Below are 24308 nucleotides of genomic sequence, written 5' to 3'. Positions count from 1 at the left end.
CGGCGCTCGGGCTCACCGATCGAGGCGCCATCGAAGCCGGGCTTCTGGCCGATCTCGTCGTCGCCGACCGCCAGCCGGTGCCACGTGTGCGCGCAACCTTCCGCGCCGGCCGCATGATCTACGGCGACGGTACGCTGAGCCGCTCGCCGTCTCCCGCTAACGGCAAACGGCTCTAACCCTTTGTTTTTACAACTGCCGGGAAAGGCGACGCGCCATTCCCTGAATTGCTCTAGACTAGGTGCCTGCCATCCAGAACGCCAGCATGCGCTTGGTCTCGCCGGTGGTCCGGCGCTTTTGCCAGCCCGGGTCACGCGACAGATATTGGAAGGGATCCTTCTTCTCCTTGGCCGCCTCCGCGAGATAGGCACGCCAGCGATAGTGGCTGTAGGTCTGCATGGCGTTGATGGCGTAGTGCATGGCGATCTTCTTGTGGCCCCGAATGACGATGAAGTTCTCGTCGTTGGCGGCACTCGCCGAGTGCGAAAAATTATGTGAGCCCGTGACGACGATGGGATCGTCGCTGAATGGATCGATCACCAGCACTTTTGAATGGGTGATGGCGTGACCTATGGCCGAGAAGAAGTCGGCAGCCGTGCCTTCCACGGCCCATTGCCCAACCGATTTCTCAACCCCGGTGTCCTGCGCCGCATCGAGGAAAAAATCCTCTGGCTTCGCCTTCAGCAGCTTGAACTCCTCGAGACCCTTGCCGGTAAATCGGGTCGCGACGCCGCGCACATAGAGCTTCTTCTCCTTCTGAAGCCTGAGCAATGTTCGCACCGGCTCGTTGCCCGGCTGAAACATCACGAAGAAGACCCCATGCTGCGCACTTTCCACCAGTTTGACGAGTTCCTTGATGTCGATTTCATCGCTCAGGCTCGAGAACCAGCTGTCGAGGGTGCCGGCACCGAACGCGATGCCTTGCTCGGGCGAATTATTGGATCGCAGCAGGTCGTCGGAAACCGCGCTCTTTGCGTCGACCAGCAGGTTGAACTGCGCTTCATACCGCTTTGCCAGCACCGGATGCTCGAGCATGATGCCATTGTTGAGCTGCGTGCAGAGACCGGTCGGTGTCCAGTTCGTGCTCCCGGTCCACACCTTGGCCGGCTCGAACTTGTCATCCGCAGCGCGCCCGATGACCAGGAACTTGTTGTGGGCCAGTGCTTTCGGCGCGAGGAAGCGGTCGTGCACGACGACATCCGCGCCGCGCAGACGCGCCCGCGCATCCGCGTTTTCGTCCTCGCCCTCGGCATCGACGCTTCCATTCGCCAGGACGATCTTCGCCCGTTTGCCGATGGTGCAGAGCCCGTCGATGAGTTCCTCGTCGCTGAGCTCATAGAGCGCGGCATGCAGCTCCAGCTCCTCATCGGCTGCGACCTCGGCCATCATCTTCAGCATCGTTTCGCGCAAAGTGCCGCCCAGAAAGGCCCTCGCCTCACGGTCGACATTCTTGCTGACGATGACGGCGGTTTCCTTCAACTCCTTGAGCGTGATCCCCTTGCGCTTCATGTAACGCGCCATGAACTGCGACAGCACATAACCCCGGTTGAAGTGGACACTGGCACCGTCGCCGCAATCGGCGGAAAGCGTCAGCATTTCGGACCATTCGCTCGCCGGCCCGTCTTCCAGCGCGCCGGCGGCACCCTTGACCCTCGCGACGATACGATAGGCAATGACGTCGCCAAGGTCGGCGGCGTGGTCTGTCCAGTCATAGCGTTGGAATGGCCAGATCCGCGAGGAACGCGAGGCGATCCGGTTGCCGTCCTTGTCGACCTCCGTATCGTCCTCGAACCCGACGCGGTTCGACAGATAGTTGGGGGCGGAGGCGCCGCGGCGGCACTGGATGGCAAATCCCAGACATCCCTCAATGTCCTCCTGATGCGACCAGACGAGATGCACATCGTCGGCATTTGCAAACACTTTCAAGATGATATCGGCCACATAAGCCTCCCTCGCCGCTGTCAGGGCTTCTTATCGTCCCTACAACAGTATCAGCACTGGATCAGTCAGTATAGAAAAGCTTTCATTCGAGAGTCCAGCAAACGAAAGAGCGGCGAAAAATGCATCTAAATTGCCGTCTTTTCAATAAAATTGGCAACATTCCTCACCGCATAATTTCGCCGGCTTATTAAAGCTCAAAACTCAACCTTTGCCTCATCCGAACTCGAAGCTTGTGCCAAGCGTATTGCAGAGGTAGGTTATTGCCTGGACTGCTCGCGCCGGCGTTCCGGGCAAGAAGAGCCCAAATATTGGGCGGATTTATTTCCTATGGTACCATGGACGCGCCGGTCGTTTCCTGCCGCGCCCCTCCCGCCCGATCCGAAGCGCGGACGACATTGCGTTTTGAAGGAATCCCTTCGGCCGCACGAAACAGCACGCATGCCGGGTCCGAACCCGATCAGAATGTCGATTGGGTTCGGAGCTAAAGATCGAGCTCCACCATCATTCCACGCTCCTCTGCCATTTCCAGCAGCAGATCCTGCAGGGTTTCAATGGTCTGGGCCTTGCGGGCTGTCGCCGGCAGTTCCTCGATACTCTCCTTCATCGAAATCACGGCGACCCCGGTTTTCTCCGAGAGCAGCCGTGCGATAGTTGCGCGGATAAGCGCATTCTGATCGGGCATGATTCCCCCTTCATGCTTTGACAACGGCACCATTTTCTTTCATGCTGTATGCCTTGTCACAACTTATGCGAGCATTCATTCACGCTTGCAAGTCGTCTCGTTGATATTCGTATGGTCGACAGCCGCTCAACAGCGAGAGCGACGGCACCCCGCTGTCGTCGGGTTCCATGACGGCGAGCAGGGCGAGCGGCACTTCGTGCCGACAGAGCCCGATCAAAGCCCTGCCTTCCACCGCAACCGGCAATTCGGTGTATCTGTCGAAAATGGAAAACGTGCCTGTCGGCTCGTACAGGATCTCGAAACGCTCCAAATCGCAAACCTCACTTCCCCCGGAAGCCGTGTAACGCACGCGCCCATCAGAGGTTGCATAAAAAATCGATTTTTCCCGAGGGCCGCCGCTGATGGCCGAAATCATCGAGAAGATGAAGGAGGCAGGCGGCAACTGAGGCCGATGCCGTCCCTCCTCATCAGGGGTGGGAGCCCTGAACCGCCTCGGGCCGGCGACGCATCAGCAGATAGAACGCGGCGATGTGCGTGATCATCAGAAGCGGCACATAGAGGATCGGGATCGCGTAGGCCGCCCCCAGTTCCCCTGCCAGATCGGGAAGGGCGAGTTGGACCCCTTGATAATAGTCGACGACGATGTCGACGGCTCCCACGAGATTGAAGGCGATGACAAGCGGCCAGAATAGCTGATGTCTGCGTGCCGTGAGAAGCGCCAGCATGGCCAGCAGGCCGGTGGCGAAGTCACCATAGGCCGCGAGGACGGCGAAACCAGCCGGCAGATTGGGCCCGACGACACCTGGAAGCATGAAGACAAGCCCGAAGAAGCGGAAGCTGTGCAGCGTGGCGATGGCGCGTTGCGCCTCGAGGTGGTCCGTCGCTTTGAGCCTGGGCCAGGCATAGGCGCCGAAGCACAGCAACCATGGCACGTAGCCCAGAGCGAGATGGATGTCGAAGATCATGGCCGGTGACATTCCTGCCTCCTTCAAGCCTTGCCCGGAATGGCTTCGAAGACGGCGGTCAGGATGCCCAGCCGGCCTTCCCCGAGATTGCGTCCGAGGTTGGCGGCAACTCCCGCGAAGTCCGGCCCCATGACGAGGCCGAGATTGAGCGAAGGGGGCGGTCCGGACGCCCGCAATTGCGAAAACCACGCCTTGGCTGCCTCGGTGTCGTCTTGCCATACCAGCGTTTCAAAGCCTGCCTGCTCGATCCGCGCTAGCGTTTCAGCCGCGGTGAGCAAGAAACTCTCCGCCGGGCTTCGTGCCCAGGGAACGGGATAGTGCGGATCGCCGCCGTTCAACACGACGTCGTAGGTGGTAAACCTGCCGCCCGGCTTAAGCACCCGCCTGATCTCGTCATAGAGCCGTCCGCGCTCGGTGATGTTCATCGCCACGTGCTGCAGCAACACGACATCGAAATGGCTGTCGTCGAAGGGAAGCGCCAGTGCGCTGGCGCCCTCGAACGTCACCTGTCCGCCCAGCCCCATTCGTTCGGTCAGATAGTGCGCGGCCTCGACGAACGGCTCGCTGAGGTCTACGCCTGTCACCCGGCAGCCATGGGTCGCCGCCAGGAAACGGGCCGGCCCACCGAGCCCCGATCCGACATCAAGGACGATCGTTTCCGGGCCAATTCCGGCCAACCCGGCAAGCTCGGCGGTCGCCGCGAGCCCGCGGGTGTGGAATTGGTCGAGCCCCGCCAGTTGCTCCGGCATGAGCCGTTGATCCTCCGGTCCCAAAGCGGCCAGTGCCGTCTTGAGACGCTCGGTCAGGCCGCTCGCGCGGTAGTGAGCGCGCACTGCGTCGAGATTATCCGTCATTGCGGTTTCCTCTGGATTTCCGTCGTTGCCGCAGAGATAGAGGCGCTTTCTAACCGCGACTATCCGCGATAATGTCGATGCGCCATGAAGCAGAACTTCACAGTCAGGCAGGGAGCGCTCGACGGCGTAGAGGCCTTCCTGAGCGTCGCCCGGCATCGTAATTTCCGCAAGGCGGCGGCCGAGCTCAAGGTAACGCCGTCGGCGATGAGCCAGGCGATCCGCACGCTCGAGGCCCGCATCGGCGCCGCGCTCTTCATCCGCACGACGCGCAGCGTCGGCCTGACCGAAGCCGGGGAGCGCTTTCTGTCACGTGCCGGACCTGCATTCGAGGAACTGGTCGCCGCGAGCGAGGTGGCGCGCGACCTCGGCCAGCGGCCGACCGGGCTGCTGCGCCTCTCGGTACCGCCGTCGGTGGTGCCGATCCTGCTGGAGCCGCTCATCGCATCCTTCTGCCAGGCCTATCCGGAAATCGAGCTGGAGATCGTCGCCAGTGGAGAACTCGTCGATCTTGCCGCCGAGGGCTTCGACGCCGGCATCCGGCCCGGCGAATTTGTCGCCGCCGACATGATCGCGGTGCGCTTGACGCCGCCGCTGCCATTCGTGGTCGTCGGCAGCCCTGATTATCTGCGCCAGCGGAACGTGCCGCAACGCATCGAGGATCTGCGCAGCCATGCCTGCCTGCGCATGCGCCGGTCAAACGGATCGATCGCGCCCTGGCCCTTTGTCGACGGCAACAAGTCGGTCGAGGCCATCGTCTCCGGGCCGCTGATCGCGCATGATTATCCGACGCTTCTGGGCGCGGCGATGCAAGGGGCCGGCCTTGCCCAGGTGCCCCAGCCGCTCGCCAGCGTGCCGGTCGCTGACGGCCGGTTGCAGGAGGTGCTGAGGTCCTTTGCCGTGACCTTGCCTGGGCTTTTCCTGTACTACCCGGGGAAGCGCCAGGTCTTGCCCAAGCTGCGCGCGTTCATCGACCATGTCAGGCACCGAGGCGACGCCGAGGCACGCGCCTGAGCCCACCAACGAATTGCGATTGGCGCTTGCCGAAGCCAGCGGCCTCGCTCATCCATGGCGTACAGACACATGGCGAACAAACAACCGCCCGGGACCAAAGATGACCGATGCCAGCCTTCATCTCGTCGAAGCGACGATCGACCAACTGCGGCGCGCGCTCGATGACGGACTCGTCACCAGCATCGAGCTGGTCGCGGCCTATCTCAGGCGCATCGCGCATTTCGACCGGCATGGCATCGCGCTGAACGCCGTGCCCGTGCTCAACCCTGCCATGTTCGAGGATGCCGCCGCTTCCGACCAGCGGCGCCGGCTAGGAAAGACGCTCGGGCCGCTCGACGGCATCCCCTACACCGCCAAGGACAGCTACAAGGTCAAGGGCCTGACGGTCGCCGCCGGATCGCCGGCCTTCGAGCATCTCGTCGCCAACGAGGACGCCTTCACCATCGCCCGGCTGCGTGCCGGCGGCGCGGTGCTGATCGGCCTCACCAACATGCCGCCGATGGCCAATGGCGGCATGCAGCGCGGCGTCTATGGCCGCGCCGAAAGCCCCTACAACGCCGATTATCTGACCGCCGCCTTCGCGTCGGGCTCCTCCAATGGCTCGGGCACCGCGACGGCGGCCAGCTTCTGCGCCTTCGGGCTCGGCGAGGAAACCTGGTCATCCGGCCGCGCGCCGGCCACCAACAATGCGCTCGTCGCCTACACGCCCTCGCGTGGCGTGATCTCGGTGCGCGGCAACTGGCCCTTGGTGCCGACCATGGACGTGGTGGTGCCGCACACGCGCAGCGTACCCGACATGCTGGAACTGCTCGACGTCATCGTCGCCGACGATCCGGAAACGCGTGGCGATTTCTGGCGCGTCCAGCCCTGGGTCGCGCTGCCCAGGAGTTCCGAGCTACGCCCGCCCCGCTATACGAATCTAGCGCTTGCCGGATCGCTGAAAGGCATGCGGCTCGGCGTACCCAGACTGTATATCGGCTGCGACAGCGAGGCCGACCGGCCAATCGAAACCCGCGCCTCGGTGCTCGCCCTGTGGGAGCAAGCGGCTGCGGATCTGCGGCGGCTCGGCGCCGAGGTGGTCGAGGTCGATTTTCCCGTGGTCTCCAACTACGAGCGTGACCGCCCCGGCGCGCGAACCATGGTCGAGCGCGGACTGGTGCCGCGGGATTTCGCCGACCGCGAACTCTGGGACCTCAGCATCTGGGGCTGGGACGATTTCCTGCGCGCCAATGCCGACCCCGCTTTACCCGATCTCGTCTCCGTCGACGGTCCCAGGATTTTCCCGCAGCCGCCGGGCACGCTGCCCGACCGCTATGAGGGCGGCTTCGATCTGGCGGAGTATGTCGAGCGCGCGAAATCGGGCGTCACGCCCTTGGCCGACATTCCCACGCTGGAGGACGGCATCAAGGGGCTGGAGACGACAAGGCGCGTCGATTTCGAGGACTGGCTCGACGCCAACCGCCTCGACGCCGTGGTGCTGCCCGCCGCCGCCGATGTCGGCCCGGCCGACGCCGACGTCAACGAAGCGTCCGCCGATCTTGCCTGGCGCAACGGCACCTGGGTCGCCAATGGTAATCTGGTCTGGCGCCATTTCGGCATTCCGACCGTCACCGTGCCGATGGGCACCATGGCCGACATCGGCATGCCGGTCGGCCTGACCTTCGCCGGCAAGGCCTATGACGACGAAAGGCTGCTGCGCATGGCCGGCGATTTCGAACAATCGACCCAGCGCCGCACCCGCCCGCCGCGCACGCCCGAGCTGGCCGGCGATGTGTTTTCAGGCCGACCCAGCCGAGCCGGCAATGGCAAGGCGCCTGCGCTCACCATCAAGCTTGCGGCCGAGACGATCAATTCTGGCGATCAGGATGAGATCACCGTCACGATTGACCTGCCTGTCGACGAACGCGAAACCGGGGACGCCGTCATCAACGTCCATGTCAACGGAGAGCCCGTCGCGATGCAACGCAGCGGTGCGCGCTTCACCGGGCATACGCTCGTCCCGACCGCCGAGCACCAGCGGCTCCACAGTGTCTGGCGCGGCTCCTACGGCTCGATCGTGAGCGCTGTGGTGCGGCTGCCGGATGGGAGCACCGCCGGCGCCTATGCGGTTACCGGCGGAATCGGGTGATGATGCGCTGTACGGGCCGCCTGCGCAACCGGCCAGACCACAGGACCCAGCCATGATCAAAGTCAAGCAACTCGCCCATGTCTGCATCTTCGCCAACGACCTCGAGGAGACGCGGCGCTTCTATCGCGATGTCCTGGGCATGAAAATCCAGTTCAACTTCCTGCGCGACGGAGCGGTTTTCGGGTTCTACCTCAATTGTGGCGGCCGCAGCCATGTCGAGGTTTTCCAGAAGGATGGGGCGCGTTTTAGCGAGACGGACCAGATCAACCATTTCTGCCTGGAGGTCGAGAACATCGACGCCGCGATCGCCCACATCACGTCCATGGACGTCGACGTCACCGCCAAGAAACTCGCCTGCGACGACACCTACCAGGCCTGGCTGCGCGACCCCAACGGCGTGAAGATCGAACTGTTCGAATACACCGGCAAAAGCGCGCAATTCACCGGCGGCGATCGGGTCGCCGACTGGTAGAGCCTGATCAAGATTTAACGCTTTGCGGCATAGGCAAGGTACGAGCGGATCGTTTCCAGCTTGTCTTGCGACAAGCCGGAGATGAGAGCTTCGTCCATATGCCCTGCGAGAATGAGACGGGTAAACACGTCCAGAAGCTGGGAGTAACGGTAGTCGAACATCCAGTCGATCTCCCGTCGCTGTTCCCGCAAAAAATCCTCGACCTCCCACATCTCGGAAGGTTGCGTCGCTGCACTGGCCTTGCTCTTGAACTCGGCCATCGTCTTTGCCAGCGCCACCTCCAACGCCGCATCGAACGCCCGGCGCGCGATCTTCTTTTCGGACGCTGACCAGCTATCCCGGGTGTCCATCACCGTCTCCGCGCATCTCCTCCGACCTAAGCCCAGGATTTCATGAAACCGCGCTTACGGCTAGCGCGCGGCCCACAGCAAACCGCGCTCGGCAATCAGCGCCATTTCCGGCACCGCGAACTCGTCCGCCGTGTGGCCAAGCGAACTGTAAAAGACCTTGCCGGCGCCATAGCGGCGCTTCCAGACGACCGGCATGATGACGCCGCCAATCCCGGGGAAATGCGCGTCGGTGAAGGTGGTTGTCGCCAGCACCTCGTTGCCCGGGTCGACATGCATGTAATATTGCTCCGACCGGTAGGCGAAACCACTGATGCCGCTGGTGATCGGATCGTCCGGCCGGGCGATGACGACACGATAGTCGATGATGTCGCCGGGATGCGCGACCCATTGGCCGCCGGTCATGAACTGGTAGTCCGGCTCATTGCGAAAACTGTCGCCCATCGTGCCGTGAAAACCGCCGAGCCCGCTCCCTTGGCGAACCGCCTGCGTCAGGTTCTTCAGTTCGGCCTTTTCAATCGTCGACATGGTGATGACAGGCACGATGAGGTCGAACGAGGATAACTCCGGATCGGCGAACATCGCCGTGCCGTGGCCGAGCGTGACCGCGAACCCGTTACGCTCGAGCATATCGCGCACGACGTTGGCGCTGCGCTCCGGTGTGTGGCCTTCCCAGCCGCCCCAGGCAATCAGGGCTCTCTTCGACATGCGGCAACCTCCCTCGATCCATTAGACCGACGACCGCTCGCCGCATGGTCAGCGCCAGCCGACCGCCGGCGCGACATGGGTGAGGATCGCCTCGATGACATGGGCGTTGTAGTCGACGCCGAGCTGGTTGGGAACCGTGAGCAGCAGCGTATCGGCCTCGGCGATCGCCTCGTCCTGCGCAAGCTCCTTGATCAGCACGTCCGGCTCGGCGGCGTAGCTGCGGCCGAAGATCGCTCGCGTATTCTCCTCGATAAAGCCGATCTGGTCGCGGCTCTCATTGCCGCGGCCGAAATAGGCGCGGTCGCGATCGTCGACCAGCGCGAAGATGCTGCGGCTGACCGAAACGCGCGGTTCGCGTTCATGTCCGGCCGCCTCCCACGCCTCGCGATAGATGCGGATCTGCTCGGCCTGTTGGACATGGAACGGCTTGCCGCTCTCGTCGAATTTCAACGTCGAGCTCTGCAAATTCATGCCGAGCTTCGCCGCCCATTGCGAGGTTGCGTTGGTGGCCGCGCCCCACCAGATGCGCTCGCGCAAGCCCTCCGAATGCGGCTCGAGCCTGAGCAGGCCGGGCGGATTGGGAAACATCGGCCTTGGATTAGGTTGGGCGAAGCCTTCGCCACGCAGCGTATCGAGAAAAACCTCGGCGTGGTGGCGGGCCATGTCGGCGTCGCTTTTGCCTTCCTGCGGCACGTAGCCGAAGTAACGCCAGCCATCGATCACCTGCTCGGGCGAGCCGCGGCTGATGCCGAGCTGCAGACGCCCGCCGGCGATGATGTCGGCGGCACCCGCATCCTCGGCCATGTAAAGCGGATTTTCGTAGCGCATATCGATGACCGCCGTACCGATCTCGATGCGGCTGGTCTTGGCGCCGACGGCCGCCAGCAGCGGGAATGGCGATGCGAGCTGGCGGGCGAAGTGATGCACGCGGAAATAGGCGCCGTCCGCGCCGAGCTGCTCGGCCGCGACCGCGAGATCGATGGATTGCAGCAGCGCGTCCGAAGCCGAACGCACCTGCGATTGCGACGAGGGCGTCCAGTGCCCGAATGACAGGAAACCGATTTTCTTCATCGCCGTGAAGTATATGCGAGCGGCACGTGCTTCAATGGCAAAAGAGCGGGGTTACACACCGTCGCCCTCTCGGTGCCAAAAGTTCGCAATACCAAGCACCAACGCTGTGGAGGATGGATGCTCAGGGGAATCCGCATCGTCGAGATCGAGGCGCTGGGGCCGGCGCCCTTCGCCGGCATGCTGCTCGCCGATCACGGCGCCGATGTCATCGTCGTCCACCGCAAGCACCCAGCTGTACCTGGTCAGCCTGAGCGCTCGCTGCTCGATCGCGGCAAGCGCTCCATCGCGCTCGACCTGAAGAATGATGACGACGTGGCCGTGCTGATGCGCCTCATCGCCACCGCCGACGGGCTGATCGAGGGGTTCCGGCCCGGCGTGATGGAGCGTCTCGGGCTCGGCCCGGAGGCCTGCTTCGCGATCAACCCGCGCCTGGTCTACGGCCGCGTGACCGGCTGGGGCCAGGAGGGACCGCTGGCCTCCACCGCCGGGCATGACATGAACTATATCGGCCTGTCGGGCGCGCTCTGGTACGCCTCCTTGCCGGGAGAACCGCCCATGGCGCCGCCGACGCTGGTCGGCGACATAGGCGGCGGCGGGCTCTACCTGGTGATCGGCATGCTCGCCGGCATCATGAATGCCCGCGCCGGCGGCAAAGGCACCATCGTCGATGCCGCGATCGTCGACGGCTCGGCCCACATGATGAACCTGCTGATGTCGCTCGGCCAGTCCGGCGCGCTTGCAGCCGAGCGCGGTCAAACCCTGCTCGATGGACCGCATTGGTGCCGCGTCTACCGGACATCGGATGACGGCTTCATCAGCGTCCAGTGCATCGAGCCGAAATTCTACGCGCTCTTCCTCGCCAGGCTTGGCCTCGCCGCCGATTCGCAATTCGCCAACCAGTTCGATCGCGATCTCTGGCCGGCGCTCGGCGACCGGCTTGCGGCGATTTTTGCCACGAGACCTCGCGATGAATGGGCCAAACTGTTCGAAGGGTCCGACGCCTGCGTCGGTCCAGTCCTCAGCCCCCATGAAGCCGCCCGGCATCCGCACATGGCGGCACGTGGCACGTGGCAGACGGTGGACGGCGCGCTTCAGGCAGCGGCCGCGCCGCGCTTTTCCGGACGGGAACAAAAGACATCGGCCAAGAGCCCGGCGCGCGGCGAACACGATGCCGAAATCCGTGCGGGCCTGGCGGAACCGTGATGGCGCCGTGCCAGGCTATGCCAGTGTTCGCCGGTCGCCTACGGTCTCACCGGGCGAAGATAATTGGCAGATAGGACGAGGTCAGTGGCGGTTCGACCAATCGTGAGGTTCCCCAATCCCCTCCTCCGTGCCGTCGCGGAGCCTGTAGAGCTGTTCGACAGGGACCTGCACGGTTTGGCCGGCGACCTCATCGACACCATGCATGCGGCGCCCGGGATCGGCATCACCGGCCCGCATATCGGCATCTTGAAACGCCTGGTCGTGATCCAGCTTCCTTCCGCCGCAGAACCAGGAGTCTATGTTAACCCATCTGTCATCCAGGCCTCCACCGAGATGATCCGTCGCGCGGAAGGCAGCGTTTCGATGCCCGGCGTCACCGAGGACATCGAGCGGCACGCCCGCATACACGTCCGCTATCAGGATCTGGATGGCAATGAGCGGTTCGAGGATGCCGAGGGCCTGCTGGCGGTTTGCCACCAGCATGAGATCGATCAGCTCGACGGGCTGTTCTGGACGCACAGGCTGACGCGCCTCAAGCGCGACCGGCTGATCAAGCGCTACGGCAAGCTGATGCGAGCCTCGTAGGCGCCTACCCGCACGAGAAGCGGCACCGGCGGATCGTGTCACGTTCCACCGTGCTGGCCTGATGGCCGGCAGCCGATTATTTCCCGCAGTGGTGATCGTTGATCTTGTTTATCGCAAACCCGTCCGGACCAGTCCGGTGGTAGGAGCAGGCCCCCGCAGCCGTCGTGAACAACTGCTGGTCGTAATAGCGCGGGCCGCCGAACAGGAAATCGATGAGATCGTCGTTCGCGGGAACGTAGCGTTCCTGTTCGCCCTGTTGGTAATGACGGTGCTTGGCCCCCGCGAATGCCGACGGAGACATGCCGAAGCCCATTGCGAGGGCAAGAGCGCAGATCGCTAACCGTTTGGTCGTCATCGCAAGCACCCTTCTGTTTGGATTCCATCTTATATTCAAATCCTCAGATGACGAGAAGTTCCTGGACCAGGGCGTTGCCAGCGATTTGCGGCCGGACGCAATGCCGCCCGGCCTCACCTGAATGTCGGGAGACCTAGTCGGTCTGGATCCAGACCGACTTGGTCTCCAGATATTCATGCAGGTGCTCTACGCCGCCTTCGCGACCATAGCCGGACATCTTCATGCCACCGAACGGCACCGCCGGGTCGATGGCATGGTACATGTTGACCCAGACCGAGCCGGCCTTGATGCGGCGCGCCAGCTTGTGCGCGGTGCCGAGATGGCTGGTGAAGATGCCGGCGGCCAGGCCGTAAGGCGTTGCGTTGGCGCGGGCGACGGCCTCGTCGAGCGTATCGAACGGCATCGCCGAGATGACCGGCCCAAAAATCTCTTCGCGCGCGATGGTCATGGTGTCCGACACGGCGCCGAACACGGTCGGCGCGATGAAGTTGCCGCCATCATAGAGTTCGCCTGTCAGCCGCGAGCCGCCGGCGACCAGTTCGGCGCCTTCGTCGTTGCCGGCCTTGATGTAGCCTTCCACCTTGCCGGCTTGCCTCGCATTGATGAGAGGTCCGATTTCGGTTTCCGCCTCGATGCCGTGGCCGACGCGCAGCCTGCCGGCGAACTCGGCCAGCCGGCGCACGAATTCGTCATGGATTTCGCGCGCCACGAACAGGCGCGAGCCGGCAATGCAGATCTGGCCCGAATGCACGAACACCGCCATCGCCGCGATCGGAACGGCCTTGTCGATATCGGCGTCGCGGCAGACGATGATCGGTGACTTGCCGCCCAGCTCCAGCGAAACCCGCTTGAGATTGGTCACCCCAGCCCGCGCGATCGCTTGGCCTGTCAGCGTCGAGCCGGTGAAGACGATCTTGTTGACGTCGGGGTGTTCGGCGAGCCGCGCCCCCGCTTCGGCGCCGGTTCCGGTGACGATGTTGACGACGCCGTCGGGCACGCCGGCTTTCTGCATCAGCCGGGCGATCAGCAGCGGCGTCAGCGATGCATCCTCCGAGGGTTTCAGCACGATGGTGCAGCCCGTGGCGAGCGCCGGCGCGATCTTCCAGATCGAGGCAGCGGTCGGCGCATTCCAGGGAATGATCGCGCCGACGACGCCGACAGGCTCGCGCCTTGTGAAGGTGACGATCTCGCCGGGAATGGAATTGTCGATCGCCTCGCCATGCAGCGCGGGCGCCATGCCGCCATAGAAGCGCAGCATGCCGATGACGCGGCGCCGGTTGGCCAGCGTGCGCGTGATCGGCAGTCCCATGTCGAGCGTGTCGGTGACGCTGAGTTCTTCCCAATGTGTCTCGAACAGGTCGGCGATCCTGAGCAGCACGCATTGCCGCTCGTAGGGCGAGAACTTGGACCAGGGACCTTCGAACGCCGCGCGCGCCGCGCTCACCGCCGCGTCGATATCAACGGCCGAGCCACGCGGCACCGTCGCCAGCACTTCGCCGGTCGCCGGGTTCAGCGCCTGCATCTCCTCGCCGGACTGCGCCGCGACCCACTTGCCGCCGATGAACATCGGCCGGAATTCGCCATGATAGAGCGTCGTGGCCTTCGCCCTCGGGTCGAAGCTCAGCGTCATCTCTTCCTCCTCACGAATTCCGTGGCGACTAATACTCCCGGCGCGGGCGACCTCAAACAAGGAAAGCTGAAAAGGCGTTTTGGCGGCCACGCCCGGGGGCACGCAGCGCATCCGCATCGGCCCGCGCGGGCGTCTTAAGTCAAGGCTGATGGTGGACCCGTAGGGCGGGAGAGCCCTTGGAAAATCAATTGGTTAGCAGGCGGTTAGCCAGCCAGCTGGGTGCGCGCCTAGGCAACATGTCTTGTCGGTAATGTAAATTGAAAGCGGTAGGCCGAAAAGTCGCCCAACTGTCAGGGTAGTTCTTCTCAGTTATCTTAAATCGGCCTGGAGATCCCAAATGCAGGTGGCAAAACGAATCCTGGTCACTGGAGGCGCGGGTTTCCTGGGATCGTTCTTGTGCGAGCGACTGCTTGGCGAAGGTCACGAGGTTATATGTGTCGACAATTTCTTCACCGGAAGCCGAAGAAACGTCTCGCATTTGCTCGACAACAGGTCCTTCGAGATCATCCGCCACGATGTCACGTTTCCACTCTACGTAGAGGTTGATGAGATATACAATCTCGCCTGCCCTGCGAGCCCGGTTCACTACCAGTTCGATCCGGTCCAGACGACCAAGACCAGCGTCCACGGGGCAATCAACATGCTGGGCCTGGCCAAGCGCGTTCGCGCAAAAATTCTTCAGGCGTCCACGTCGGAAGTTTACGGCGATCCTGAAATTCACCCGCAGACCGAGGACTATTGGGGCCGGGTAAACCCGATAGGACCTCGTTCCTGTTATGACGAAGGCAAAAGATGTGCCGAAACTCTGTTTTTCGACTATTGGCGACAGCACAGGCTGCGGATCAAAGTCGCGCGCATCTTCAACACATACGGCCCGAGGATGCGTCCGGACGACGGCCGCGTCATTTCCAACTTCATCGTGCAAGCACTGCAGAACGAGCCGATAACAGTGTACGGCACGGGCCAGCAAACACGTTCATTTTGTTATGTCGACGATCTCATCGAAGGTCTGGTTCGCATGATGCGGACGGCTGACGATGTTACCGGTCCGATCAACCTTGGCAATCCGGTCGAATTCACGATGCTCGAACTCGCCAATCTTGTGATCGAGCTCACTGGAAGCCGGTCGACGATTAAATTCATGCCGCTGCCGATCGACGATCCAAAACAGCGGCAACCCGATATCGGGACAGCCTTGCACGAGTTGAATTGGAAGCCGAAAACCGCATTGCGCGATGGTCTTGCCAAGACCATCGCCTATTTCGAAGGCTTGGCTTCGTCTGGGCATTTGCAGCCCGCGGCCGCCGAATGAAGACAGTCATGGTCACCGGCGGGGCGGGCTATATCGGATCACATTGTTGCAAGGCTTTCGCCGAAGCCGGCTGGTCCGTCATTGCATATGACAATCTCTCGCGCGGTTGGCGCGACGCGGTCAAATGGGGGCCGCTCGTCGAGGGCGATATTTGCGACGCCGCGGCCGTGTCGGCGGCGCTGCGACAATACAAGCCCGATGTGGTGGCGCATTTCGCCGCCTACGCCTATGTGGGCGAGTCTGTCGAGCGCCCGGAACTCTATTACCGAAACAACAGTTTCGGCTCGCTGGTCTTATTCGAGGAAATGCTGAAGGCCGGCGCCGACAAGCTGATCTTTTCCAGCACTTGCGCGTCTTATGGCGTACCGCTTCGCTCGCCGATTGACGAAATGCATCCGCAGTCGCCCATCAATCCCTACGGATGGTCGAAATTCATCATAGAACGGATGGTGGACAGCCTGTCGCATGCCCATGGTCTGAACGCGGTCGTACTCCGGTATTTCAACGCGGCCGGATGCGATCCCGACGGCGAGATCGGTGAACGGCATGAACCGGAAACACACGTCATACCGCTCGCTATCGAGGCGGCGGTCAGGCCGGGCCGGATCTTTACCGTCAACGGCACCGACTTCGATACCCGCGATGGAACCGCGGTGCGGGACTATGTCCATGTCACCGATCTCGCGCGTGCCCACGTCCTGGCAGGGGAGAAGCTCCTCCGCGACAAGGGTGTCGACGTCTACAATCTCGGAACCGGAACCGGAACGACGGTGAAGGAACTGGTCGATGCGGTGAACCGGGCTTCGGGATCGCGCGTTCCGGTGGTCTACGGTCCGCGCAGGGCTGGCGACCCGCCGGCGCTCGTGGCCGCGGCCGGCAAGGCGCACCGGGAACTCGGCTGGGTGCCCGAGCAATCTGGAATCGACAGGATCGTCGAGACGGCACTGGCTTGGTATCGCGGCCGATTGTGATAGCTACGCCAGACGGCCGGCTGGCCTGCGCCGTCATCCGGAAACCGGCGTCCCCAAGTAGGGATCACTTATCCTCGGCCTCCGAGGCACGTACGATTTCGTGCTGGCGACGTTGATATTGAGGAACGACGAGAGAAGCGAGCCCTTGGCTGTTCACTCTACCGTCCTCTATCCAAATGACGTTTGCGGCGTCACGCGCCGTTTCGATCCGGTGCGTGATCAGCAAAATGGTCCTGTTGCCAAGCTTTCTGTCAATCGCACGCCGCACCTGGTCCTCGAGCGCGGTGTCGAGCGCGTTCATCGCCTCGTCCAGGATCAGGAAGTCCGGATCGCGCAATACAGCTCGCGCGAGGCCGATGCGCTGACGCTGGCCACCGGAAAATCGCAGTCCTTCCTGTCCGATCCAGGTGTCGTAACCGTCGGGAAGGTCCTCGACGAATGCCGCGACACCCGCGCTGCGGGCGGCGGCAAGGACCTCTTCTTCGGTCGCATCGGCCTTGGCCATTCGGATGTTCTCCGTCACCGTGCCCTCGACCAGGTCGACGTCCTGCCCGGTCACCGCGATCTTGGAAAGCCAATCGTCCCGCCTGATATCCTGGAGCCGGGTACCGTCGATCTTGATCTCTCCGAAGGTCGGTTCGTATAGCCGCAGGAGGAGATTGACGATCGTGGTCTTGCCGGCGCCGCTTGCGCCGATCAGGGCCGTGGTTACTCCGGCTGGGATCTCGAGCGACAGGTCCGTGAGCACCGGCGCGTTTGGATCATATCCAAAGGTTACGCGCTCGAAGACGATACTCGCGTCCAAATTCCTGAGCGCGATTGTTCCCTGCGATGGATAGTCCTTGTCTTCGGACTGGATCATCTCCAGGACCGAGCGCAGTTGCGGCTGCATCTGCGCCAGAAACAGCAGGTTGCTTTCGAACTCCTGGGTATGCGGTTGCAATCGATACAGCAGCGCGACCGCGGCCAGCGTCACCTCGAAGCTGATGTGCCACCACCCCGAGACCAGAACGATGGAGCCCAACATTCCGAGGTAGCCGATCTCGGTGGTTGGCCCGATCCATGACGACAGGCGGATCATGGACAAGGAAGCGTTGCGCGCGGCCGCCGACGATTGCACGAAGCGGCGCTGATGAAGCGCCTCCTGTCCGTAGGCGCGGATGGTGCGCAACGCCTGGAGCGTCATGAGCATGTGCTCGCCGAGCGATTGATGGATCTTCTTCACCTGATGGCCCAGGTCACGCGCGGGCCGCGAAAAGATGCGCAGGATCGAGGAGATCGCAATTGAGCCGAGAGCTGCGATCAGCAGGATCTTCCAGGAGATCGTGAGCAGGAAGACTGCGAACACGAAGATCGAGCAGCTATTTATGATGAGCCGGGTGACCGCGCCATAAGCCTGCGCGACCAACCACGATTCCGTCCCGAGCACCTCCATGAGTTGCGATTGCTCGTGCTGCTGGATGGTTCCGAAAGCGACCCTGAGATATTGTTGGTGGACGAGGTTTCGCGACCGTTCGCTGATCCGTTCACCAATGCTGGAGCTGATCAACGAATATACCAGCGCCAGTGCACCACGCACGAGGATGAGCAGCAGGATCGCGAAGGCGAGCCGGGTAGGACTACCGAACCAGGCGACTGCCAGGCCCAGCGCTCGACCTTGAAGGCCACCTCCTGCCTCCGTGATCCGGTTGGACACCAGATAGAGGAACAGCAGGATCAGGGTGATGCCGAGCGTCTCGGCCAAGGACGACAGAAAACCAAGCGCCAGCAGCACGGGGGTCGCCCAGCGCGGCTTTCCAACGATGCGAAGCAGGTGTGAAAGATCGCGCAACGAAGCACGGACCGCACCGCGGCGTATTGCGTCCTTGGCGTCGCTCATTTCAGGTCCCCGATCGGGAAGCGCGTGGTCACCCGCGGGCGGATCGGCCCCCGACCGCGCGCCAGCCTCGTCACGACACGCTTGGCCAGATGCGTACCGATCCACGGCAAATCGAACGCGATTATCCGCATGGCGATCACCGGATGGTGGCGGAGCAACAGTGACAGGATCGGGAGTACATAGCGCGGTTGCCTCTGACGCAACGTTCGCTCCAGGAGCCAGGCCGAATAGAAATGCAGGCCCTCACGCAGCGTCGGTGCCGCATCCGGGTGGCGGCCGAGCATCTCGTCCACCACGAGCATCCAGGATCGCAGCATGCGAGTCATGTCGCTCGACATATTTCCCGGCAGATAGCGATACCCGACCAGCGGCTCTTCGACGACTTCGAAGTGGTACCCTTCGGCGACGCGACAATAGAAGAGGATATCTTCACAACCCTGCGCACCGGCCTCTCGCAGCCCGCTCTCGAAACCGCCGGCGTCTATCAGTGCCTGTCGGCGTACTAGGGCGGCGCTGCCGTTACCAACGAAATTGCCGTGGAAGAGGCGTTCAAGCACTTCGCCCCGCCAGTTTGGCCGATGCCGGTCATCGGTCACCGCACTCTGGGCATCGACCACCAGATACCAGCAGTAGACGAGCCCTACTTTCTCGTCCGTCCGATCGAGCACAGCCATCTGCCGCTCGATCTTGGTCGGCGCCCAGAGATCGTCGGCGTCGACAAAGGCGATCAGATCAGATCGCGCCGCTTGCCATCCCCTGTTGCGGGCAGCGGCCACGCCGGCGTTTGCCTGCTCGATCAGCCGCACGCGCGGGTCGATCTCCATGTGACGCCGGGCGATGGCAACAGTCTGGTCGCGCGAGCCATCGTCGACGACAATGATCTCAAGCGCCTTGTAGGACTGCGAACGAACGCTGCGGAGCGTCTCGTCGATCGTATCTTGCGCGTTGTACGCGGGGATGATGACGCTGACCGGTTCGCCGTTCATTCAAGGACGGCCTCTATAATGGCAACAAAGTCATCGAGCGAACGATCGCCGCGAATCTCGATGCGGGGAAGGTCGATCGGATCGCAATCGAGGTCCGCCGGCCCATGTCGGCCGCCAAAGCCGATCCGATAGCCGCACTCCTTCGCCAGCCGGCCAAGCCGTCGGTCGGTGACCGAGAAAGGTGCCGCGAACGCCATCGTCGGCCGGCCGGTCCACCGTTCGATGAACATCCGTGAGCGTAACAGCTCAGCGGCCAGGTCGGAGCTCGAAAGACCATCGATCGCGCGATGCGTCGCCAGATGGCTTCCGAAGAATACACCTTCGGTGGCGAGGCGACGCACCGTCCCGGCATCCATGAGCGGCGCCGGTGGACCGCGGTCGGCATCCCACTGCGCGCTTTCCCCCACCAGGTCCGTCACCAGGAACACTTCCGCGGTCAAGTCGTTGGCTCGCAAGATCGGCCAGGTTTGGTCGGCAAAGTTCTGAAAACCATCATCGAAGGTGATAAGCACCGGGCGGCCAACGAAAGGATGGCGGTTGGCGACGAACCATTCCAGCTGATCGGAAATGATCGTGTGAAAGCCATTGGCGCGCAGCCATGCCATCTGGTCGGCAAACGCGGCGGGCGTCAACCGATAACGGGCGAGCGCGGCCGGACCGTCATCGCAGATGCTGTGATACATGAGAACAGGGATGCGTTGCCGCCGCTCGCTGCGCGCGACCTCGCGGCGCAGCGCCCGCGCCCCGCCCCAGACGATATTTCGCGCGACCTCCATTTCGATCGGCGCGCGGATTGGGACGTGGTCGATCGTCGGTTCCGTTGCCACATCCTCAGGTGACACGCGGCGGAAGCGGTCGATGCGGTAGAGATCGGTCTGGATCGATCGCTCGAGGACGAGGCCCTCCGTCGCCGCCAGCGTCTGTGAGATCACCTGTGCGCCGAATTTGTTATCCCAATCGAAGCCCGTCCGTTCCAAATTGTCCCGAAGCACGAATGCGTTTGCGCTGACAAGACTGCCGCCAGGCGCCAACGCCGCGACGAGTTTTGAGGCGAGTTGCCGCAATTCGGCGGGATCGTCCAGGAAATAAAGCACCTCCGAGCAAATGATCAGGTCCATTCCACCCGGCAGGATATCCGCGGCGAAATCCAGCACGGCGAACTCGACATTCGGCTGGTCCGAGCAGCGCGCGCGCGCGCGTTCGACGGCTACGGCGGAAATGTCGGTTGCGGTCAAATGGCCCACCAGCGGCGCCAGTTGCCGCGTGAAGTGGCCCTCCGCGCAGGCCAGTTCAAGCGCCCGTCCTATGGGACCGGCCGGCAGAATTTCGAGCTGCCGCTCGTATTTTTCCTGCTCATAGGCCGAGCCGTAGTTCCAGGGATCCTCAGTCGCGAAATGGCGATCCCAGAACGACGCGCGATCATTGTCGCGCCCACTCTCGGCCCGGACACGGCGCGGCGGCGCAAGAGGTTCTATCGCCTCGGCACTCGAACGCACCAGCCCTTCGGCTTCCGCTGCCAACCGCGCCAGTCTGTCGTAGTGGCTGCCCGGATCAGACCGGCGTCCCGCCGCCGACAGCAATGCGTCTGCTGCAAACTTATCCTGCTTGTCGGCTCCGGCGTTCTGTCGTGGATCCGGTGCAGGCGATCGGCCCGCCAGCCGCCAGAGGCGAAACGCCATGCGCTGGTAGCCCGACAGGCCGCGTATGACCTCCTGAGGAGTCACGAAATCCAGAATCAGTTCAATCCAATGACGCCTCGTCACTCTCCCGAGCGCACCGAACTGCACCAGAGCCTCGATCTTGCCGTCGATCATCAGGTAGGCGTAGATTTGATCGATCCCTTCCGGCAATTCGGTCGAGGTCGGATTTCGAGCATCGACGCGAATGCCGAGCGTTAGCGCCAGCGGGCGCGGCGCGGCAAGATCGTCGAAGTCGAGAAGCATTTGCTCAAGGTGATATTGTACGCGGCGACCCGCCACGGGATCGCCCCAGACTTGGCCGAGGTCGATGATCAGCCCGCTCAAGGGGCCGCCGAACCTGTCCCACCTGGAAGCCAATTGCTCCGGCACCGATAGGCTTCCCACCATCAGGCCGTCGAAAACCACCTTGGCGATCTCACGCGCCCAATCATATCTGGCCGGGAGCGCACGCAGGGTCCGCGGGTCGATCGAGCCACCACCGCTGCCGCAATCCGACGCAGCGTTCCACAAGGCGAACCACGCCAGTGCTTGGGAAGCGGTGCGGCCGTCCGCCGAGATCGCCCCATTGGCATGCGCCGACGCTGGATGCTTGACCCTGGAGTCGGCGGAAAAGCCGCGGGCGATAACGATTTCCGCGTCTGCCAGCATCTGCCTCGAATGGCGGGTGAGCGAGTTGGGACTTGCCCGATAAAAAGCGAGCGGCTCGTCGACCATCACCCAAGGTTTGCCTTGACGTGCGACGCGCTGCCACAAATCCCAGTCCTCGCAGGTGTGCAGCGACACATCAAAGCCGCCCAACTCGACGATTGTTTCCCGGTCGATCAGCAGCGCGTGCGTGCGGATGGCACATCGGCGCGCGAATGCCTCGAAGGGTTCAATCGCAACCTCGGTCGCGATGCTCGACGGGGTCAGTGCGCCATCGGGCATCACGCGCCGGGAACCGCAATAGCAAGCCACGGCATCCGGCGCGGCCTCCAGTGCGGCCAGCATCTTTGCGAGGAAGCCGGCGTCCACCCAATCGTCCGCATCCAGGAACATCAGCCAGCGGCCACGCGCCATCGAAATCCCTTCATTGCGCGCCCCCGCGGCGCTATGGGCACAAGAGTTCGCTGTCCGAAACCGGGCATCGCGCTCAACATAACCGGCGATGATTTGTGCGGTATTATCCGTCGAGCCATCGTCGATGATGATCGCCTCCCAATCAGCGATGCCCTGACCGAGGAGGCAATCGAGCGCTTGTGTCAGCGTGAGCCCCGCGTTCCGCGCCGGCACCACGATTGAAACCAAGGGATTATGCGCCACGCCGTCTTACCCGCGCCTGGTTCGGAGGTAGAACAGGATTCCCGAAGCATAGCCGGCGATTTCCTGCCAAAGGAAATGGTCCTCAGGGACCCTGCGTCCAAGCAGCCTCCTGCGAACCCTGCCAAGGTACCAAAGTGGCTTCCATTTGAGAACCTGCGTCAAATTCGCCTTGACGCCGGTCCGTTCGTGCTGGACGAGCAACGCCGCTGAGTGACCGCGCATGTAGGAGTAGATTTGCTTGGCCAAGCCTTCCATGGTCCGCCTGTGGAAATGGAACGCGACGGAGGTGGGCTGGTAACGGCAGTCATATCCATTGGCGAGCAGCCGGTACCAATATTCGGAATCGCCCGAACATCCGGCCTGACCGACGTCGAGGCGCTCGTCGAACAACCCGGCATGGTCGAACACGTCGCGCCGGAACGCCATGCTGGCGCCGGCCCCGATTTTCCAGGCTGGGAACACCTCGTGCCTGCTGGCGGAAAAATCGGCCGCGCGGAAAATTCGAGGTGTATAGCCCTGCCCGAAACTCCAGAATGTCTCGAAATAGCGCTGCGCTTCGGTAGCAAGCTCGGCGGGCAATACGAGGCCCGTCACCGCGCCGATCGAGGGGCTGTCGAATGCCGTGACCAGCCGCTCAAGCCATTGCGGATGAAGCAGAACGTCATCATCAGTGTATGCAACGATCTGCGAGGTTGCACGCAAGGCTCCCCGGTTGCGGGCTATATCCAGGCCAGGTCGATCCTCGCGCACATAGATTGCGCCGGCAGCGAGCGCTACCTCGCGCGTTTCGCTGCCTCTCGATGCGTTGTCGACCACAATGATCTCTTCAGGCGGGAAGGTTTGCAGAGGAAGCGAGGCGAGGCAGCGCCGCAATTCGTTCGGCCTGTCGCGCGTGCAGATGACCACGCTGGCGCTCGGCAGGTCCAGAACCGGTGCAATCAGGCTTGAGTCTCGAGCGGTCGCCATTGGGGCAATGCGGCACTCCCCGTCGCTCGCCCTGAGCAAATGCCCGACCGGCAGTCCGCCGCGCCACAAGACGATCATGCCGGCATCGCAGCCTTCGGGAGCATCTTGGATGTCCAAATCCACATGGCGGACACCCGCGCAGCCGTCCACGCCAAACATCTCGCGCAGTTCCGCTTTCAGTATATTCGCGTGCCCGTCTGGGGTGGATGACATCTTCACCAGCTAATTTCGCCGTAAACAGGCCGAAACTCGGCGTCCGTGCGTAGCATCCGTTTCATGCCAACCTTGATCCAGCGAGGAACCAGCCTGGCCCGGCAATATGAGTTTACCATGTCGGGCAAACACGAAATCGTCGTGCGCGGGTCCAGGGTGACTGACGTCTTCAACAGGCTGCCGGCCGCGCGAAACCGTCCCTCAATCAAAGCTCTTGTGGCAAGCCACTGGATCATGTCGATCAGATGGGCATCGAGATCGCTTTCGAATTGCGGATATTTTCGACGAAACTCGGCAAGGACGATTTCACAGGAACGAAGCATCTGCATGACATCGCTCGACATGTTGAAATTCGTCATCCGGTAACCCACGAGGTACTGGGGCACGACGCGGAACTCGTAACTTTCCGCTATTCTCAGACACATCAGAAGGTCCTCGCAGCCTTGTGCGCTCCTGGCTCGCAGCGACGGATCGAATTGTCCGGCTCGCTCGAATGCGGAGCGGCGGACAAGCATCGAACTTCCGTTACCGACAAAATTTTGTCTGCACATGCGCTGGAGAACGTGACCTTGGGCATCGGGCTGATTGTGCAGCGAGAACACCCGATCGTCCTCGTCGATATGCGCAAACCAACAATAGGCCAGGCCTGCTGACGAGCCACCGTCCCTCAAGGTGCCCAACTGAAGTGCTATTTTGGATGGAGCCCAAAGATCATCCGCGTCGACAAACGCCAGAAACTCTGCGTCAGTAGAAGCGGCACCGCTGTTGCGAGCGTGCGCGACACCGCCATTTGACTGCCCTATGAGGCGTATGCGCCGATCCCTCTCGGCGCAGGAGGCCACGATCGATGCGGACCCGTCCGTCGATCCATCGTCGACCACGACGATGTCCAATGTCTGGTAGCTCTGCCGGCAGATGCTGGTCAGGGTAGAGCGAATGGTTCGCTCGGCATTGAACATCGGCACCACGACGCCAACTGTGGCTTTGTCCGAGATCATCGGGACTTTGTTTTCTCCGCAAGGGTTGAAAA

General features: G+C 62.6%; 22 protein-coding genes. 7 read left to right on the top strand and 15 right to left on the bottom strand.

What is annotated here, in order from left to right; all coding sequences use genetic code 11:
- Positions 1-234 precede the first annotated feature (234 nt).
- The 5 genes from O7A61_RS05030 to O7A61_RS05010 form a co-directional block, all read right to left on the bottom strand.
- Entirely contained in the window at positions 235-1938 is a 1704-nt protein-coding gene (locus O7A61_RS05030) for a phospholipase D-like domain-containing protein (protein WP_337128780.1), read from the bottom strand.
- 481 nt (positions 1939-2419) lie between these two features.
- Positions 2420-2620: a hypothetical protein gene (locus tag O7A61_RS05025; protein ID WP_337128777.1), complete on the bottom strand. Its 201-nt coding sequence runs from the start codon at positions 2618-2620 to the stop codon at positions 2420-2422.
- A 79-nt stretch (positions 2621-2699) separates the two neighbouring features.
- Positions 2700-3062 (bottom strand): hypothetical protein, encoded by a 363-nt coding sequence (locus tag O7A61_RS05020; RefSeq protein WP_337128775.1) that lies wholly within the window; start codon positions 3060-3062, stop codon positions 2700-2702.
- Between the two features lie 25 nt (positions 3063-3087).
- Positions 3088-3597: a hypothetical protein gene (locus O7A61_RS05015; protein ID WP_337128773.1), complete on the bottom strand. Its 510-nt coding sequence runs from the start codon at positions 3595-3597 to the stop codon at positions 3088-3090.
- 11 nt (positions 3598-3608) lie between these two features.
- On the bottom strand, positions 3609-4439 hold the full coding sequence (locus O7A61_RS05010) for a class I SAM-dependent methyltransferase (RefSeq protein WP_337128771.1): 831 nt from the start codon (positions 4437-4439) through the stop codon (positions 3609-3611).
- Between the two features lie 84 nt (positions 4440-4523).
- Here O7A61_RS05010 and O7A61_RS05005 point away from each other — a divergent pair, with 84 nt between their 5' ends.
- The 3 genes from O7A61_RS05005 to O7A61_RS04995 all read left to right on the top strand — a co-directional run bounded on the left by O7A61_RS05005 (position 4524) and on the right by O7A61_RS04995 (position 8050).
- Positions 4524-5450 carry a LysR substrate-binding domain-containing protein gene (locus O7A61_RS05005; protein ID WP_337108768.1) on the top strand — a complete coding sequence of 309 codons (927 nt, stop codon included), beginning with the start codon at positions 4524-4526 and terminating at the stop codon, positions 5448-5450.
- Between the two features lie 100 nt (positions 5451-5550).
- Positions 5551-7578, top strand: a complete 2028-nt coding sequence (locus tag O7A61_RS05000; RefSeq protein ID WP_337128768.1) for an amidase — start codon at positions 5551-5553, stop codon at positions 7576-7578.
- A 52-nt stretch (positions 7579-7630) separates the two neighbouring features.
- Positions 7631-8050 carry a VOC family protein gene (locus tag O7A61_RS04995; protein ID WP_337128766.1) on the top strand — a complete coding sequence of 140 codons (420 nt, stop codon included), beginning with the start codon at positions 7631-7633 and terminating at the stop codon, positions 8048-8050.
- Positions 8051-8064: 14 nt separating this feature from the next.
- Here O7A61_RS04995 and O7A61_RS04990 read toward each other — a convergent pair whose 3' ends face one another.
- From O7A61_RS04990 to O7A61_RS04980, 3 genes are read right to left on the bottom strand one after another with little or no spacing between them, the layout of a single operon-like run.
- The gene (locus O7A61_RS04990; RefSeq protein ID WP_027145624.1) at positions 8065-8400 is read right to left on the bottom strand and encodes a hypothetical protein; all 336 of its coding nucleotides are present in this window, start codon (positions 8398-8400) and stop codon (positions 8065-8067) included.
- A 60-nt stretch (positions 8401-8460) separates the two neighbouring features.
- A complete protein-coding gene (locus tag O7A61_RS04985) occupies positions 8461-9105 on the bottom strand; it encodes a ThuA domain-containing protein (protein ID WP_337128764.1) in 645 nt (214 codons plus the stop codon).
- 48 nt (positions 9106-9153) lie between these two features.
- Positions 9154-10176 (bottom strand): LLM class flavin-dependent oxidoreductase, encoded by a 1023-nt coding sequence (locus tag O7A61_RS04980; protein WP_337128762.1) that lies wholly within the window; start codon positions 10174-10176, stop codon positions 9154-9156.
- A 117-nt stretch (positions 10177-10293) separates the two neighbouring features.
- Here O7A61_RS04980 and O7A61_RS04975 point away from each other — a divergent pair, with 117 nt between their 5' ends.
- Together O7A61_RS04975 and O7A61_RS04970 are read left to right on the top strand one after the other, a co-directional pair.
- On the top strand, positions 10294-11379 hold the full coding sequence (locus O7A61_RS04975; protein ID WP_337128759.1) for a CaiB/BaiF CoA transferase family protein: 1086 nt from the start codon (positions 10294-10296) through the stop codon (positions 11377-11379).
- A gap of 84 nt (positions 11380-11463) precedes the next feature.
- Entirely contained in the window at positions 11464-11964 is a 501-nt protein-coding gene (locus O7A61_RS04970) for a peptide deformylase (RefSeq protein ID WP_337128757.1), read from the top strand.
- A gap of 76 nt (positions 11965-12040) precedes the next feature.
- Here O7A61_RS04970 and O7A61_RS04965 read toward each other — a convergent pair whose 3' ends face one another.
- Together O7A61_RS04965 and O7A61_RS04960 are read right to left on the bottom strand one after the other, a co-directional pair.
- The gene (locus tag O7A61_RS04965; protein WP_337128753.1) at positions 12041-12319 is read right to left on the bottom strand and encodes a hypothetical protein; all 279 of its coding nucleotides are present in this window, start codon (positions 12317-12319) and stop codon (positions 12041-12043) included.
- Positions 12320-12452: 133 nt separating this feature from the next.
- The gene (locus O7A61_RS04960) at positions 12453-13949 is read right to left on the bottom strand and encodes an aldehyde dehydrogenase family protein (RefSeq protein WP_337128750.1); all 1497 of its coding nucleotides are present in this window, start codon (positions 13947-13949) and stop codon (positions 12453-12455) included.
- A 337-nt stretch (positions 13950-14286) separates the two neighbouring features.
- Between O7A61_RS04960 and O7A61_RS04955 the strand changes: the two genes are divergently transcribed.
- The gene (locus tag O7A61_RS04955; protein ID WP_337128747.1) at positions 14287-15261 is read left to right on the top strand and encodes a UDP-glucuronic acid decarboxylase family protein; all 975 of its coding nucleotides are present in this window, start codon (positions 14287-14289) and stop codon (positions 15259-15261) included.
- Positions 15258-16232, top strand: a complete 975-nt coding sequence (gene galE, locus O7A61_RS04950; RefSeq protein ID WP_337128744.1) for a UDP-glucose 4-epimerase GalE — start codon at positions 15258-15260, stop codon at positions 16230-16232. The genes O7A61_RS04955 and galE overlap by 4 nt, the downstream gene beginning before the upstream one ends.
- Positions 16233-16296: 64 nt before the next feature.
- Here galE and O7A61_RS04945 read toward each other — a convergent pair whose 3' ends face one another.
- The 5 genes from O7A61_RS04945 to O7A61_RS04925 all read right to left on the bottom strand — a co-directional run bounded on the left by O7A61_RS04945 (position 16297) and on the right by O7A61_RS04925 (position 24276).
- Complete coding sequence (locus O7A61_RS04945; protein ID WP_337128741.1) at positions 16297-18111, bottom strand: ABC transporter ATP-binding protein; 1815 nt, start codon at positions 18109-18111, stop codon at positions 16297-16299.
- Entirely contained in the window at positions 18108-19097 is a 990-nt protein-coding gene (locus O7A61_RS04940) for a glycosyltransferase family 2 protein (protein ID WP_337128738.1), read from the bottom strand. Before O7A61_RS04940 ends, O7A61_RS04945 begins: the two co-directional genes overlap by 4 nt.
- Entirely contained in the window at positions 19094-22099 is a 3006-nt protein-coding gene (locus O7A61_RS04935; RefSeq protein WP_337128736.1) for a trifunctional glycosyltransferase/class I SAM-dependent methyltransferase/polysaccharide deacetylase, read from the bottom strand. The genes O7A61_RS04940 and O7A61_RS04935 overlap by 4 nt, the downstream gene beginning before the upstream one ends.
- A 6-nt stretch (positions 22100-22105) precedes the next feature.
- Entirely contained in the window at positions 22106-23188 is a 1083-nt protein-coding gene (locus O7A61_RS04930) for a glycosyltransferase family 2 protein (RefSeq protein ID WP_337128734.1), read from the bottom strand.
- A gap of 92 nt (positions 23189-23280) precedes the next feature.
- Positions 23281-24276 (bottom strand): glycosyltransferase family 2 protein, encoded by a 996-nt coding sequence (locus O7A61_RS04925; protein ID WP_337128731.1) that lies wholly within the window; start codon positions 24274-24276, stop codon positions 23281-23283.
- Between the last annotated feature and the right edge of the window lie 32 nt (positions 24277-24308).

Source organism: Mesorhizobium sp. Cs1321R2N1 (assembly GCF_037179725.1).
In the GTDB taxonomy this organism is placed as follows: domain Bacteria; phylum Pseudomonadota; class Alphaproteobacteria; order Rhizobiales; family Rhizobiaceae; genus Mesorhizobium; species Mesorhizobium salmacidum.
This window is presented reverse-complemented; position numbering and strand designations above follow the sequence as displayed.